13 protein-coding genes are annotated in these 15018 nt (G+C 55.7%); 4 read left to right on the forward strand and 9 right to left on the reverse strand.

The annotated features are described in order from the left end of the window. The first annotated feature begins 2 nt into the window (after positions 1-2). Entirely contained in the window at positions 3-3764 is a 3762-nt protein-coding gene (locus ACQKLP_RS23310) for a glycosyltransferase (protein WP_427325387.1), read from the forward strand. Between the two features lie 8 nt (positions 3765-3772). Here the strand turns inward: ACQKLP_RS23310 and ACQKLP_RS23315 are convergent, their stop codons facing one another. Then, positions 3773-4000 carry a hypothetical protein gene (locus tag ACQKLP_RS23315; protein ID WP_427325389.1) on the reverse strand — a complete coding sequence of 76 codons (228 nt, stop codon included), beginning with the start codon at positions 3998-4000 and terminating at the stop codon, positions 3773-3775. A gap of 61 nt (positions 4001-4061) precedes the next feature. Next, on the reverse strand, positions 4062-4499 hold the full coding sequence (locus ACQKLP_RS23320; RefSeq protein WP_427325390.1) for a nuclear transport factor 2 family protein: 438 nt from the start codon (positions 4497-4499) through the stop codon (positions 4062-4064). A 168-nt stretch (positions 4500-4667) separates the two neighbouring features. Here ACQKLP_RS23320 and ACQKLP_RS23325 point away from each other — a divergent pair, with 168 nt between their 5' ends. Then, entirely contained in the window at positions 4668-5141 is a 474-nt protein-coding gene (locus ACQKLP_RS23325) for a GNAT family N-acetyltransferase (protein WP_427325391.1), read from the forward strand. A gap of 5 nt (positions 5142-5146) precedes the next feature. Here ACQKLP_RS23325 and ACQKLP_RS23330 read toward each other — a convergent pair whose 3' ends face one another. Continuing rightward, the gene (locus ACQKLP_RS23330) at positions 5147-5620 is read right to left on the reverse strand and encodes a hypothetical protein (RefSeq protein WP_427325392.1); all 474 of its coding nucleotides are present in this window, start codon (positions 5618-5620) and stop codon (positions 5147-5149) included. Between the two features lie 18 nt (positions 5621-5638). Further along, on the reverse strand, positions 5639-7786 hold the full coding sequence (locus ACQKLP_RS23335; protein WP_427325393.1) for a GH92 family glycosyl hydrolase: 2148 nt from the start codon (positions 7784-7786) through the stop codon (positions 5639-5641). A gap of 168 nt (positions 7787-7954) precedes the next feature. On the opposite strand from ACQKLP_RS23335, the gene ACQKLP_RS23340 reads away from it, so the two are divergent. Further along, complete coding sequence (locus ACQKLP_RS23340; protein ID WP_427325394.1) at positions 7955-8485, forward strand: DinB family protein; 531 nt, start codon at positions 7955-7957, stop codon at positions 8483-8485. 221 nt (positions 8486-8706) lie between these two features. On the opposite strand, the gene ACQKLP_RS23345 is transcribed toward ACQKLP_RS23340, so the two are convergent. Further along, the gene (locus ACQKLP_RS23345) at positions 8707-10347 is read right to left on the reverse strand and encodes a GDSL-type esterase/lipase family protein (RefSeq protein ID WP_427325395.1); all 1641 of its coding nucleotides are present in this window, start codon (positions 10345-10347) and stop codon (positions 8707-8709) included. Between the two features lie 599 nt (positions 10348-10946). On the opposite strand from ACQKLP_RS23345, the gene ACQKLP_RS23350 reads away from it, so the two are divergent. Further along, the gene (locus tag ACQKLP_RS23350) at positions 10947-11906 is read left to right on the forward strand and encodes an alpha/beta hydrolase (RefSeq protein ID WP_427325396.1); all 960 of its coding nucleotides are present in this window, start codon (positions 10947-10949) and stop codon (positions 11904-11906) included. A 63-nt stretch (positions 11907-11969) separates the two neighbouring features. On the opposite strand, the gene ACQKLP_RS23355 is transcribed toward ACQKLP_RS23350, so the two are convergent. The 4 genes from ACQKLP_RS23355 to ACQKLP_RS23370 all read right to left on the reverse strand — a co-directional run bounded on the left by ACQKLP_RS23355 (position 11970) and on the right by ACQKLP_RS23370 (position 14952). Next, complete coding sequence (locus ACQKLP_RS23355) at positions 11970-12719, reverse strand: GNAT family N-acetyltransferase (protein ID WP_427325397.1); 750 nt, start codon at positions 12717-12719, stop codon at positions 11970-11972. 16 nt (positions 12720-12735) lie between these two features. Continuing rightward, positions 12736-13038: a DUF1330 domain-containing protein gene (locus ACQKLP_RS23360; protein ID WP_427325398.1), complete on the reverse strand. Its 303-nt coding sequence runs from the start codon at positions 13036-13038 to the stop codon at positions 12736-12738. 42 nt (positions 13039-13080) lie between these two features. Next, the gene (locus ACQKLP_RS23365; protein ID WP_427325399.1) at positions 13081-13701 is read right to left on the reverse strand and encodes a DUF2306 domain-containing protein; all 621 of its coding nucleotides are present in this window, start codon (positions 13699-13701) and stop codon (positions 13081-13083) included. A gap of 108 nt (positions 13702-13809) precedes the next feature. Next, a complete protein-coding gene (locus tag ACQKLP_RS23370) occupies positions 13810-14952 on the reverse strand; it encodes a helix-turn-helix domain-containing protein (RefSeq protein WP_427325401.1) in 1143 nt (380 codons plus the stop codon). Positions 14953-15018: the final 66 nt, after the last annotated feature.

A 15018-nucleotide genomic window follows, 5' to 3' on the forward strand; every position in this document is an offset into this window, starting at 1 on the left:
CCATGCGTGAACTGAAACAAGCCCCACAACCCACCCGGAGCGATATGCTCTCTTTGCGGCTGATGATCGCCATCGGCACGCTGGGCTTGTGTTTTTTCCTGTATTGCCTGCTCCGGCCCACCCACATCGGGCACCCCGTGCTGTACTGGATGTTCGTCAGCGCAACGGTTTTTGCCTGTCTGCGGATATTGCACGAATGGTATCACTATCTCTTTATTTCCGTTCCGAAACCCAAACCCGGTAACCGGCAGTTTTCGGTGGATATCCTGACGACCTTCTGCCCGGGGGAACCATACGAAATGATCGTGCAAACCCTCGAAGCCATGCAGGCCGTTACCTATCCGCATACTTCCTGGCTGTGCGACGAAGCCGACGACCCCTATCTCAAGGAAGTGTGCCGCAAACTGGGCGTCCGGCATGTAACCCGCAACCACCGCACCAACGCGAAAGCCGGGAATATCAACAACGCACTGCAATTCGCCACGGGCGAGCTTTGCGTCATCCTCGACCCGGACCATATCCCGTCTCCCGGGCTCCTCGATCCCATCGTTCCTTTCTTTAACGACGAAAAGATCGGTTATGTGCAGATCGTGCAGGCGTATTATAATCTCGGCGACAGCCTGATCGCCAAAGGTGCGGCGCAGCAGACGTTCCATTTTTACGGCCCGATGATGATGACGATGAACCGCTACGGCACGGTGCTCGCTATCGGCGCCAATTGTACCTTCCGGCGGGCGGCACTGGATTCCATCGGCGGGCATGCGGCCGGTTTGGCGGAAGATATGCACACGGCCATGCAGCTCCACGCGAAAGGCTGGAAATCGGCCTACCTGCCCGCCGTGCTCACGGAAGGGCGCGTTCCGTCTACCTTGTCGGCCTACTACAAACAACAGTTGAAATGGGCGCGCGGAAGCCTGGAATTACTGCTGGTCACCTATCCGAAGCTGTTCCGGAAATTCACCTGGGCGCAACGGCTCCATTACGGGACGGCGCCTTTGCATTACTTATCCGGACTGATTTTCGGATTGAATTTCATCGTTCCGGTATTGGCCCTGTCGATGGGGATCATCCCGTTCAAAATGGACCTGGTACTGTTTGCCCTCGCCGGGCTTCCGTTCCTGGTAAGCATCCTGGCGATCCGGCATTTCGTGCAGCGATGGGTGATGGGCCGCGGCGAACGGGGAAACCATGTGCTGGGAGGCGTGTTGCTCATCGGCACCTGGTGGGTGCATATCTTGGGGCTCGTTTACACCATCATCCGGAAAAAAGTGCCGTACATCCCCACACCGAAAGACGATCAGGAAAAAGACAACTGGATACTCAACCTGCCCAACATTATTGTTGCCATATGTTCCCTGACGGCCATCGTGTATGGTTTGTATATCGACTGGAACCCTTACACCTGGATCATGGCCGGCATCGCGGGGATCAATTTCCTCGTGATGAGTTGCAACATTGCCATCAGCCGGCAGAAAGACGTGCAGGAAATGCGGACGCAGTTCCGCGTGCTGCGCAACAGTTTTTCGTATTACCGCACGTTGAAGCAATACTTCTGGAACTTCCGGCACGGCATCTACGCGGGCTTGCGCCAGTTTGCCTTCCCGATCATGTTGCTGATGGCGATTTCCACGCTATACTTGTTCGGCAGCACGCAACAGGCGTATTTATCGGGCGAGCCGGGCTTGCAGGCCCGGGAGCCCATTTTTTACACCGGTGTTTTCCAGCCTTCGGAACCGGGAGGGATCACACGGCGGGAAGGTTGGGAAGAATTTCAACGGCAGTTCGCCACGCATGCAGACATCGTTTCCCTGTACATCCCCTGGGGCGAGGGGCCGCAATCGGAACTGCCGTTCCCGCTTGCCGAAGAAATCTACCGGAACGGATCGGCGCCGATGATCACCTGGGAGCCCTGGGCCTCGGGTTTCGCTTTTTCCGCCAACGATCCGGAGCTGGCTAGGGAACGGAAGGTAATGTCGCGCATCACGGAAGGCGTGTTCGACGAATACGTGAAAAAATTCGCGCGGCAGGTGCGGGCTTTGAACCGGCCCGTGTTCATCCGGTTCGCGCATGAGGCCGACAATCCCGCCTATCCATGGTCGCCGGAAGGCGGGAACACGGCGGCGGAAACGAAAAACGCCTGGCGCCATGTCCATGACCTCTTCCAGGCCGAGCGCGCCTACAACGCCGTGTGGGTGTGGAATCCCTGGAAGCCCGAAGCGGTGGAGCCGGGGTTCCCGGGGCGGCGGTATGTAGACTGGATCGGGGTAACGATGCTAAACTACGATACGTTGTCTGCTAACGGAAAAGACTACACGTTTTCGGAATTGTACGCGCCCTTCCACCGGAAACCCATTTTACGGTCGGGCCTGCCGGTAATGGTGGCGGAAGGCGGATCGCTGCGCGGCGAGCGCCAGAAAAAATGGATGGAAGACGCCGCGAAATCGATCGCCGGCAGCTTCCGCGAAGTACAGGCGTTCGTGGTGTTCAATTCCGCTTTCGATAAAAATGTGCCGCCCGGGGCGAATGTTCCGCAAATCGATTGGCAGCTGCAGGATGGGGGCGATTTTTTCCGGTTGACCGGCGGGAAACCCGGTGCCACAGCGCCGCTCAAACAACTGCATTTCATCCGGCCGCCTGATCGGATGGCTTCCCGTCCGCGCTGGACAGACACTTTGCGCGGCATGCAATATCAAAAAGGCGGTAACTGGTTCCGCAATCTGCACACGCTTACCCGGGCCGAAGTGGTGAACGATTTCAGGGAGATGCGGGCCGTCGGGGTGAATACCGTGCGCCGCTACGGCCCCGGCGCATACGACAGGAATGTGCTGGTAGCGGCAGCGGAAACGGGCATTGGCCTGCATTATGGCTTCTGGTTGCCGCCGGTAGGCGATGCCCTGGCGGATGCGGAAGCCATGCAAAAAAAGGCCGATGCGATCGTGGCGGAAGTCCGCCGCATGAAACATCATCCGGAAATCAAAGCCTGGAGCCTCGGGAACACAGCGTTCAAATTATTGCAGTACCGGTTCGTGAAACCGGCCTATCTCTATCAGCAGAAGGCTTATACCGCCTGGCTGCGGGCCCTGGTGCAAAGGATCCGCGAGGCCGATCCCGGCCGCCCCGTTACGATAGACGTAGACGCTCCGGGAAACCTGGCGGGCATGCTCCAGTACCTGGCCGACGAAATCCCGCAGGCGGCGGCCTTCGGCGTGGTGCTGCCTCCGGGCGGGGAAGGACTGGTACAGCTGAAAGATGTTGCCGCGCCATGGTTCCTCAGTGCCACGCCGGTGCAATTGTATGCGAATGCGGGGCCGGAGGAAACCGGCGTTTTCGTGGCGGCCTGGCAAGATGAGGAAGCTACGAACCGGGTTACTTTCAACGGACTGCTGGATGTGGAAGGCCGTCATAAACCCGACTGGCACCGGCTCCGCGCTATCTGGCATCAAACCCGTCCGTCAAAAGCATTGCCGCCCGTCAACATTCTCAGGCCGGCGGTAACCGCCAGCGAAGGTAAAACGCTGGAATACCGTGCCCTCCTCATGGAGAACGGAAATTGGCAATACGCCGTTGACGGGGATATTACTTTTGAATGGGTGTTGGTGCGGCTCAACAGGGAAGGGAAGGCTGTCCGTAAAGAGCGCCTGGGCAAGGGTGCCGTTATGAAAGTCGAGATCCCTTTCAATCCGGCGGCTTACCGTTTGCATGTAAGTGCTGCGAAAGGAAGCGATGTGTCGGTGGCGGCCGTAACCCTCAACACGCCTATCTGAACTGTAGATCAATTCAACCGCGCCGCATATTTATCCTTCACGAATTGGTTGATGAACGTGTTCAACCCGAGGCCCCGCTGGGCGAGGGATTTCATCTTTTCCACATAGGTAACGCCAGGCACCACATAATTGTAATGATAGGCGGTGCCGTCTCTGAAATGTACATTGATGTACCTGTCGTCGATTTCATAGGCCTTCACGGCCGAAGTGCCGCCAAGGTTTTGATAGGCTTGCATGGGGATGTGTTTTGGTGTTACGAATAAAAGACAATGGATGGTAAAAAAAGGGTGAAAAAATTCACTTGACGTCGAGCCGGGTCACATGCGCTGCAATAGCCACCCATTGGCCATCGCGCTTCTCATAAATGTCCATGTAATTATTCTTGACGGTGGTTTCTTTTCCATTGACGACCATAATAAATTCCACCTGCGCCACCACGATCCCGATGTTTCCCTTCACGGTGATGTCTACATTGTCGATCGTTGCGGAAGTGATCGGTGCAGCGGGTTTGGCCACGTTGCGGATGAGCTCTTTCTTGCTCAGGCGCGTTCCGTTGGAAGTGATCATCACCAGGTCGTCTGCCGCAATTCGCTTGATAACGGTGGTGTCTTTTTCGGGGTACGCCTGGATCCAGTCGGCATTGTGATTGCGGAGCGCGTTGTGGTCGGCGTCTTGCGCGCTGGCCGGAACGGCGCAGAGCAGGAAGCATGCTGCGAGAAGGATGGGGTGTTGCATAACGGGGGATTTATTGGCATTTCATATCCTGAATATACGAAATATAACTGCTGAAAGTGCACAGTCCACTGGATAATTATAAAAGTTATGTATTTGAAAATAAGATAGTTATGCGCGCATTTGAAAATAGTTGACAAAAGCAACTAAATTGATTAGTTTTGGATTGCCATGCAAACGAACGTCAATTATCTCATCGCCGCCACGCCGCAGCAATACGAAGCCGCCCGCGCTATCTTCCGCGCCTACGCCCGATCGCTGGCTTTCGATCTGCAGTTCCAGGGGTTCGAAAAAGAACTGGAAGATATCGATCGCCAATACGGCCCCCCGGAAGGCGCGCTCATCCTCGCTTACCACGATTCCGAAGTAATCGGCTGCGTAGCCGTCCGTAAGTTGTCGGGCACCGAATCCGAACTGAAGAGAATGTACGTGGTTCCGGGGTTCCGCGGCATGAAACTCGGCGAAACCCTTCTCGTCCGTGCCCTCCAGGCCGCCAAAGACCTGGGCTACCAAAAGCTCCGGCTAGATACCATGCCCGATATGACGTCCGCCATCAAACTCTACGAAGCCCATGGTTTCAAAAGGATCGCGCCTTACCGGTTCAATCCCATGCAAGGCGCGATCTATATGGAAGCGGAGTTATGAATGAATCAACGGTTCTCCCAATTTGTCTGAGTTTCTTTTTCCCAGTTGAGATAAGTATCCATGTCCAAAGCATAGATGCTAATAGGAAATTCAATGTTACAATTCGCAAGGCGCTTAATTTTCGCCTGATCGAATATGGAAAAATTGCATTGGCCGCCGTCATAGAAAACTTCCAGGAAAACACATAATTTCTCAACGTCGTTATCCCAGAATAATCTGTTATTCATCTGGACGAATTCAACAATTTCCTCTTCATATTCTTTTATCCAATCATCACAGGCTACTTTCATCGGATGGAAATAAGTCATCTCGCCACAACCATATTTCTTCCCGGTATTCACGCCGGGCTGGAAATAATCGATTATATCATCATCCGGATGGAAGTAATCTTCAAGTATAAAATCGCCTTTCACTTTAGGGATAACGTTTTTGGGTTGTAGATTAACCCCATATAAGCTAACGCTGTATCTAAATATCATAAAAATTGAAAGTAAATATTACTTCGTTTCCACCAAAACCTCCCCGCCGTTCCTGAACAAACGGTGCGGTACGAACCACCCGTCAAGCGGTTCCCCATCCACCCGGACGCCCTTCAGGCTGCGGCTGCGGCCCTGTTTGCGCATCGTCAGCCATTTGCCGTTTGCCGCCTTCCATTTTACTTCATCGAACAGCGGAACGGTAACGAGATACTCGGGGTCCGTCGCGGAAAAAGTATAGAGGCCCGCCGCGCAGAATACATACCAGGCAGACATTTCACCGGCATCGTCCATCCCGCAGAGCGCGTTCCCGAATTCGCCGATGCCGTACAGGTGATTCAGAATGGTATCGATGATCCGTTGCGATTTCTCCGGCTTGCCGATGAAATAATAAGCGAACGGCGCTTCATGGTCGGGCTGGTTGCCATGACAATACTGCCCGATCATCGATTCCACGTTCCGGGCGATGTGGCGCGGGTTCCAGGGCACGGTGAAAAGCGAGTCCAGCTTCGATTCGAAACCCGCTGCGCCGCCGTACAACTGGATGAGGCCGGGCATGTCGTGCGGCGCGTAAAACGATACCTGCCAGGCGTTCGCTTCGCGGTACATGTATTCGTAATAAGGATATTGCGGATCGAAAGGCGCGATCCAGTCGCCGTTCGCCAGGCGGCCGCGCATGAACCGGGTCGAAGGGTCGAACATATTGCGGTAGTTCTTCGAACGTTGCATGAGCGTGCGGTAGTTGGCGGAATCGCCGAGCGCGCGGGCCAGCTGGGCCAGGGAGTAATCGTCGTACGCGTATTCCAGCGTTTTGGAAACGCCTGCTTTCGCTTTGGTTTCCACATGGGGGTTTTCGATATCGGGATCGGAAATAAACCCTTTTTCGATGTATTCCCTGATATGCGGCCGTGCGCCGGGCTCCAGGTTCGCGTTTTTCAGCAGGATGTCGTACGTTCCCTTCACATCGAACCCATCGATCCCCCGGAGGTACGCCCCGGCGATGGTAGACGCGCCATGGTCGCCGTGGAAGAACGTGGGGATGAAGCCTTTTTTATCACCGACGTCTTTCATGGACCTGATCACATCCAGCGCCACATCGGGCGAAAGCAGCGCCAGCAGCACGTCATTGTTCCGGTACGTATCCCAGAGCGACGGTTCGGTGTAATACCGGAATCCGGTGTTCGCCTTCTGCCGGTCGGCCCCCGTGAAATCGCCGTTCACATCGCTGCGCAGTGCGGGCCAGAGGAAGGAGCGATACAGGCTGGAGTAGAACAGCGTCCGCTGTTTTTCCGTCCCGCCTTTTACTTCCACTTTCGACAAAAGCTGTTCCCACGACGCATTCGCAGCAGCGCGGACGGTTTCGAACGATCGTTCCCCGATCTCCTTTTCCAGGTTTTCTTTTGCATTTGCGATGCTTACGAACGAGAAACCGATCTTCATTTCCACCGGGCCCTTCCCGTTTTCCAATATGGCTATGGCGCGACCGGTGCGTTTCCCTTCTTCGGTTTTCTCCAGTTTCGCCACCGGCGTATTGAGCACTGCGTAAAAATAGATCCGTTCGCCGGTTTGCTGGAAACCTTGCAACGCCTTGCTGCCAGACTGTTCTATCTGCCAGTCGCCCACCCGGTTATTGGCCCGGGCAAGATCGAACAGGATATGGCGGCCGGTGGATTGCGGGTATACATACCGGTGGAACCCGCAGCGCAGGGTGGAAGTGAGGCGCACATCAATTTTATAGTCATCGAGATACACCTGGTAGTACCCCGGCGCCGCGGATTCCCTTTTGTGCGAGAAGCGCGACCCTTTGCCCGGGGTTTCCCCGGAAAAGGGCAATACGGGAACATGGCAAAGGTTCCAGTGGCCTTTATTGGTGTGGGTGAAACCCAGGATGAGGGAGTCTTCGTACTCGTAGCCTGCGCCGGAGCCGTATTCGGTCATGGGGCTCAATTGTACCATGGCATTGGGGAGCGAGCTGCCGGGAAAGGTGAGCCCTGCCCAGGAGCGCCAGCCGTCCGGCAACCGGTAGCCCACGATCGCGGAATCGTTCAGGGGCTCAGTGCCCAGGAAAGTGTTGACGTATTGCGTGAATTTTCCCTTTTGCCCGTAGCTGTCGAGCGCCGGCAGGGTAAACATGCCTGCAAGGCAAATCAGGAGCCAGTTCCTTTTCATAACGGTTTGCTAAATCGATTCAGTATTGTGGTGAACCTTGTCAAAATACACATCCCGCAGCGGAAAATTCCCGAAAATTGGATCAACGGCAAATGAAAATACCTCATTACCTTTGATACTGTCAATAATCCCCTGGTCCCCCGTTTTTAATCACCAAAAAAATCCGTCATGACGTTCATTAAAAGAATCCTGGCCGTTCTCGCCATCGCCCTGGGCGCTGGCAACCTCGCACAAGCGCAATCCACCACAGAAGGCATCGCCAAGGAATGGGAGAGGGCCAAAGCCTATACGCTCGAATACCTGGAAGCCATGCCCGAATCCGGCTACAGTCTCAAACCCACGCCCGAAATGCGCTCGTTCGCCGATCAGATGCTGCACATCACAGACGCCAATTACGGCCTCACGGCAGCTGCGCTGGGCGTGAAAAGTCCCGTGAATTTCGGGGAATCCGAAAAGGTGACCGATAAATCGAAAGCCAATGTCATCAAGCTCACCATGGCGAGCTACGACTGGGTGATCGACAACATCCGCAAAACTACCGTGCAGCCGGGCGAGCAGATCAAACTGTTCGATAAATTCGAAATGACCCGCGGCGCCGCCATGGCCAAATCGTTCGAGCACCAGACGCACCACCGCGGCCAAACCACCGTTTACCTCCGCCTTGCCGGCGTGACGCCTCCGCAGGAAAAATTGTTCTGATTCATCGCATTACAAAGTAGTGATTGCCCGCGGCTACCAGGTCGCGGGTTTTTTTATGGGTGTAGCCGGTCATTTTTCCGCTATTGGGCCGCCGTTGCGTCGCACACTTCAACGTAAAAATGCATGGAACTGCACACCAATTATCCGGTCTCACAGCGGAGGAAGCAAACACCTCATCATTGACGGATGAATTGCCCCGTTGGCAACAGAAACCCTCCCGGTCACCGTAACATCTCATCCACTACGGGTTTCAACGCATTCGCCCAGGCCTGGTACCCCGCTGTCTGCAAATGGATCCCGTCTCCGGAATATAATTTCGGATCGAGCGGACCGCCGGGAAGAATGAAAGTCCCGGCGAGCGGGAGGTAACGCCCCCGCACCGCGAGCCCCCGGATGATGGCCTGTGTTTTTTCGTATTTGACGCGGCGCATGTCGCCGGGCTGGTTCCCTGCAGGAAGAGGGCCGAGCAGCAGCAGTTTGGTTTTCGGCATGTGCTTGCCGATCCAGTTCACGATTTCTTTGATGCCCGCGGCCACTTCTTCGGGATCGTTGTCCGGGAAGTTGTTGACGCCGATCGTCAGTACGATGAGCCGCGGCGCGGCTTCGCGGTACGCACCGTTTTGAAGGCGCCAGAGCACGTTTTGGGTACGGTCGCCGCTGATGCCCGCAGATTCCCAACGGTACATCCCGAACGCGGAATCGAATGCGGGAAAACCGGGTTTGTAAGTGGTGGTGGTCCTGTGGCCGCCCGTTCCCTGTGTAATGGAATTCCCCAGGAAAACGATGTCCAGCCGGCCGGGGGCGCGCAACAGGCTGTCGATATTCTCGTGTTGCGCCCACCAATCTTTCCCCGGATACCATCCTGCGCCCGAACGGTATTCACTGCCCGGCGCCGCGATGGCCGCAAAGTTGGGTTGCAGGCCAAGGGCGCGCAATATTCCCGGAAGCGGCCGCTCACTGAATTGCACAAGTGGTTGCCCGTTGTATGTCCAGGTGTTGTTGGATGAAATTACGGGTTGGGCGGCCAGTCCTGCCTTTTTCAATTGCGGTCCGGGTGTTGCATCGGCGGAGATCACGACATGGACGCCCCGTTCCAGCAATCCCAATAGGGTAACACTGTCTGTCCTATCACCGGAAACCTGCGCCCAGTGGTACCCTTTCGCCGGCTGATGCGGACTTATGACCGTAATTTTATTGTTGCCTTCTCCCGATACCACGAAAGTCCTGAACCCGAAAAACGACCCGCCCGCTTGTGCTCCCAACCGGCGAACGATATCCAATGGCGCCGCTGCGCGGAACTGCACGGCTTCGTACAGCCGTCGCGCGATTTCCGTGGCGCCCAAAGACGAAAGGTGCGCCGGGTCCTGGAAATTTTCAGGCTTCGCCGACACCACGGGCGCCAGGTCCACGATCTCGCACAACCGTTCCGCCGCCCGCGCGCGAATGGCCGACATCCGCCGCTCCCGATCTCCCGGGTGGCTGCCGGGAAGAACCGGCGGCAGGGCGATGATGATGCGTTTCGCCTCGCAGGCCAACACTGCGCTGTCGATCCGTTTTTCATCCGCGAAGCAGATCAGGACGATGTCCGGCAAGCGGGAATTCTTTTCCACCGTTACCACATATCCTTTTCCCAACATGTTTTGCAGTTGTGCGGCCAGTTTGCCGGGAGCATCGTCCATCTTCACCTCAAACGTTTTCCCCAACATGTTTTGCAATTGTGCGGGAATATTGTTGCGCTCCCGGCTGGGGAGGCCGTTGCCAGACATGATACTGTCGCCAATGCAGGAAATACCGATGGTTTTCTGTGCCGGAACGGACGGGCCGAAAGCGAGGGCCGCGAACAGGAAAAGCAGTTTTTTCATATGGGAATATTGGCTCCGCGCCGGGCACGGAGGTATCATAAAGATAGACGGACAGACCCTAAAAAGGACGTTTTGTCAACTTTGGGTGCGTATCCGCTAAAATAATGTTACCCGCACCGGATAAATTCAGTAATTTTCGGAAGACTTTATTGTATGATAAGCATATCCTCACGCCCATAGCGGCAAGTGTTATGCCCGATAACGCTTTCCATCAGGATTTCATGTTGGAAAGACAATCAAATTGACGAAATATTATAAGCACGAACTGGCGCAAACGTGATGGGAGATTGAATGTCCTGCCGGACAGGTTTCGTCCAACCTTCGGAATCCGGGTTCCTGATTTGGCGCCGGGCGATGGCGACTTGCATCCGGCATTCGGGCCACAAATTTTAAACCCACTAACCTGAATTTGATAAATAGTATTGTAATTAGCTGGAATCCCGCTTTCGCAGCGGGATTTTTCTTTTGTCGGGAGGCGGGTTGATACCATTCACATCGCAGAAAATACATTTCATCCGGCAGAATTGACGCCGTACGGTGCGCGGTATGATCTACGCGCCGGATTCGCGTACATTCGTGCGCATATTTAACCCGGTAATATGGAAACATCATTCCGCGTGGGCACCTGGCCCGAGGGCGTGGCTTCCCTTCCTCCCGATCCCGCATTAATGAAGCAGTTCAGGCGCCAGGGTAGTTTTAACCCCAAAATGCCGTTGGCGCTTATGCGCGGGATGGTCCACCTAGCCACCCGGTTCATGGCGCCCCGCCTCTACGAAGGCGATTTCGATTGCAGGTACCTCCACATCCCGGTGCAAAACCAACTGCTCGGCCTCCGGATCGTGCGGCCGGCCGGTTGCGGCGTATTGCCCGCGGTGTTGTATCTCCATGGCGGCGGCGGATTGCTGACCGATAGCTCCAGTTACCTCCGCGTCCTGAAAAACATTGCCTTCGCCGCAAATGCCGCCGTGATAGCCGTCGATTACCGCCGGGCGCCGGAACACCCTTTCCCCGCGGGCCTCGACGATGCCCTGGCCGCCCTTGCCTGGGCGCACAACAATGCCTCCGCGTTCCAGTTCAATCCCCGGCGGATTTCCATCGCGGGAGACAGTGCCGGGGGCAGCCTTGCCGCAGGGCTCGCGTTGCGCAACCGCGACGGGCTGCAGCTGCCCGTCTACCGGCAAATCCTTCTCAACGCGCGCCTGTCCAACGTCCGGCATTTCCCGTCCATCGATCAGTTTGCCGAAGGCTACGGCCTTTCCCGCGCGGCGATGGATTACTTCAGCTCCCGGTACTTCCGCCGACCGGCAGACGCGCATTCCGTATATGCGTCGCCGTTGGATGCGCCCGATCTCCGCGGTCTCCCGCCTGCGCTGGTCATCACTTCCGAATACGATCCGCTCCGCGATGAGGGCGAAGCATACGCCGCAGCGCTGCACCGCGCAGGTGTGCCCGTTTCCGCCGTGCGGTTTGCGGGCATGGCGCATACGATCGTGGTGTTCGGTGCTACGAAAACCGCCGCGGAAAAGGGTTTGGAGCTCATCGCAGATGCCGTTCAGTAATAGGGGGGAAATGAAAGCAGCTCTGTGCTCGGCTGCGGGTACCAGATATTTTTCGTTACGGGATCACCCGATCACGTCTCCGCTCACCAAACATCCCGCCACTTGCAGTCCCGCTTTCAGCAGACTGGCTTTGGACGCTTCGTTATCGATATTGCACCTGGCCGCGGGGATGCGCCCGGCGAGGTAGCAGGCGGTTTTCAGTTCCTGGAGCAGGTAGCTGCCGATCCCTTTGCGCCGGTGACTTTCCATCACTTCCATCCATAAATCCGCGAACGGCGGGTTGTAGTGCAGGTAAAAATCCCCTGTGGCAACGGGTTTCCCGTCCGCAACCACCACATAGCCGCCCATTTGATTTTCCTCGTACCGGTTCATCACTTCGCCCGCCTGCCGTTTCCTGAACACCCGATTTTCCTGCCTGAAATAAGTGGTGTGTTGCTCGCTGAAAAGGAAAGCCTCCGCCCGGATGTTCCTTGCAAAGCGGTAGAACAGCGACGCAAAGAACAGGTCATTGGTTTGACAGGTAATCTCGGTAACGCCCGAAACCCGCAGCAGTTCCGCGAAAATCTCCGCAGCCAGGTGCCGGAACGGCGGCACGAGGTAAAACTCGAACAGGCTGTCGCGGTCGCCATGATCGTTTTTGCCCGCCACGGCGCCGTAACCGATGGCACTGCCGTCGGTGGAAATGAGGTAGCTGTCCGTCCAGCCGCGTTCGTGCCGTGCGTTGTACCTGATCTGGAAATTACTTTCCTGGAGGTACAGCGGCCGCAGCGGGAGAATGTCTTGCAGGGAGGCTTTTCGGATCGACCAGTTCATGCCGGTAGTTTTGAGTTTATTTCGCCGGCAGCTGGAATTCCTTCACCAAAACCATGGTGCAATTGGCGGTGGCCTGCTGCCTGATAGCCTTTACGGGCTGGTATTCCGGGTCGTTGTAACATTGCATGGCCGCTTCTTCGGACGGGAATTTGACGATGGCGTTCATGCGCCTGGGGTTCCCTTCCACCGCAATCCCCGCCGTATCCGACGCGAGGATTTCAGCGCCGTATTTGCGAAGGATGGGAAGAAGTTTCGGGCCGTAGGTCTTGAACAGTTCGGGATCGGTGATGTCGTAACTGTTGATGTAATAGACTGCCATGGTTTTGGGCGTTGACAGGTTAAAGAATGATGGTCGACGAAGTTATCGAATTTTAGCGATGGATTTCGGCTGCCTGGTCAGGAAACGGGCGACGGCAAGATTGGGCAGCCAGCACCACCAGGCCACAACGGTATATGCCGTCATGAAATTCCCGAACAGCGGTACCAGCAACGGCATCCAGAGCCGGAGCGTGACCGCCGCGAAAGTGCAGGCGTAGCTATAGATCATCCAGTTCCCATGCGCCGGGATGTTTCCTTTCCGGATGGAGCGGTAAGCCTGCAGCGTGGTGTAGAACCAGGTGATGCCGAGGCTCATGAATCCCAGGGCGGTAGGCCATCCGCCGGATGCGTAGAAGGCGATATGGATCCCCGCCGCCGCGCTCACCAATACGGAAATGACGTATATCTTTCCGAGGGTGCGGTGTAGTCTTATACTAGCAGCCCTGACTTTTTGGCTGAACTGCAGCCACCCGGTCAACAGGGCTAGTCCGCCGAGCGTGATGTGCGTGTAAAAGCTGATCAGCCAGAAAGGATTGGAGAAAAGGGATGCAGGTTTGATGTTAAGAATGCCGGCTTTTTGATCGCCGGTGAGGAACAGGCCGGGATACAGCCCTATGAAAATCGACAGGATCGCTACTAGTCCCCATGAAAATTTTTTTGCCATGCGTTTTTTCGGCAAAGGAAGCGTGGTCGCGGGTTTTAAACGTTCCAGAAGGTAAGGTGGTCCCTATTTTCTAGGTGCCGCCGGGGCGAATGGGCCGTTTTAGAAGCATTATTCAGGCTCGGGAAGGATCTTTTCCTGCTGGCAAAACTCGCGGGGGGAGATGCCGGTGGCTTTTTTGAAGTTCCGGTTGAAGGAGGTTTTGGAATTGAAACCGGCTTCGTAGGCGATGGACAGTAACGTGAGACGGCTGTTTTCCGGCAGAACGGCGAGGCGTTTGAATTCCCGGACGCGGAGGTCGTTGATGTAATCGTAAAAATTCCTTTGCTCGAGGGAATTGATGACCTGCGACAGGGCGTTGCTGCTGACGGAAAGCCGGGCGGCGAGGTCGTCCAGGTTCAATTCGGGGGCGGTGAAAAGTTTTTCCGATTCCATGAGCGCAGTGAGTTGCTGGTGGATATTTGACAACATGTCATCTCCAAGGGCCGTTTTTTGGTACTTGGTTTTTGGTGCGCTATGGTTTGGCGGCTCGGAAGGAAGGACGGTTTCCGGAAGCGGCGATTCGCCGGTTTGCGGGATAGGTGCTTCCGGCCGGTTGGTAAATATTCCGACCTGTTTGATCCCGAAATACCCGATGAACAAAACGAAGAGATCAACCAATATGAAGGTGGAAACATCGCCGCCGAAGATGATAGACAGCCAGATGGCGGCCATTCCCAGGGCGAGGTATACCAGCCAGTCCAGGTTGATTTTTTCGGAATAGGAGAATTGCTTCGAAATATTGATCCGGTGTTTCCGCAGCATCATGAGCGACAGTACCACATAAAGAATCCCCGAGGGCACGATGGGGAAGCGGATGATGGCGGTGATGGTTTCGAATCCCTTTCCATGATTTTCGTATACCGCGATTTTGGCTGCAGTTGGCAGCAAATAAAATTTCGACAGCAGCATGTAGGCGATGGCGGCGGGGAGGAAATGTACGGGCCAGGGGATACGGCTGCTGGTTTGACCGGTCAGCAAAGCCGTGTAGAGGTACAGGAACGGGCCATGCACGAGCGGAAGGGGGATCTCGGTACCGAGGAGGTACGGAAATCCGGTGTAGGCGCCGGAGATGAGGAGGTGATAGCAAAGCAGGTGAAACGAAATCACGACGAGCCAGGCGGCCAGCACGAGGTCGGCGGCGGATTTGCCTTTCTTGGCAAAAAGAAGGAATGCAAGGAAGATGGAAATGATGATTCCTGCTATGTGGAGCATTCGTGTTGGAAATGAGATTGGCGATGAAGGTAACTAAATAATGCTTACTTGCGGGGAACCGGAGCG

The organism is Chitinophaga sp. NPDC101104, assembly GCF_050277495.1.
Taxonomy (GTDB): Bacteria; Bacteroidota; Bacteroidia; order Chitinophagales; family Chitinophagaceae; genus Chitinophaga.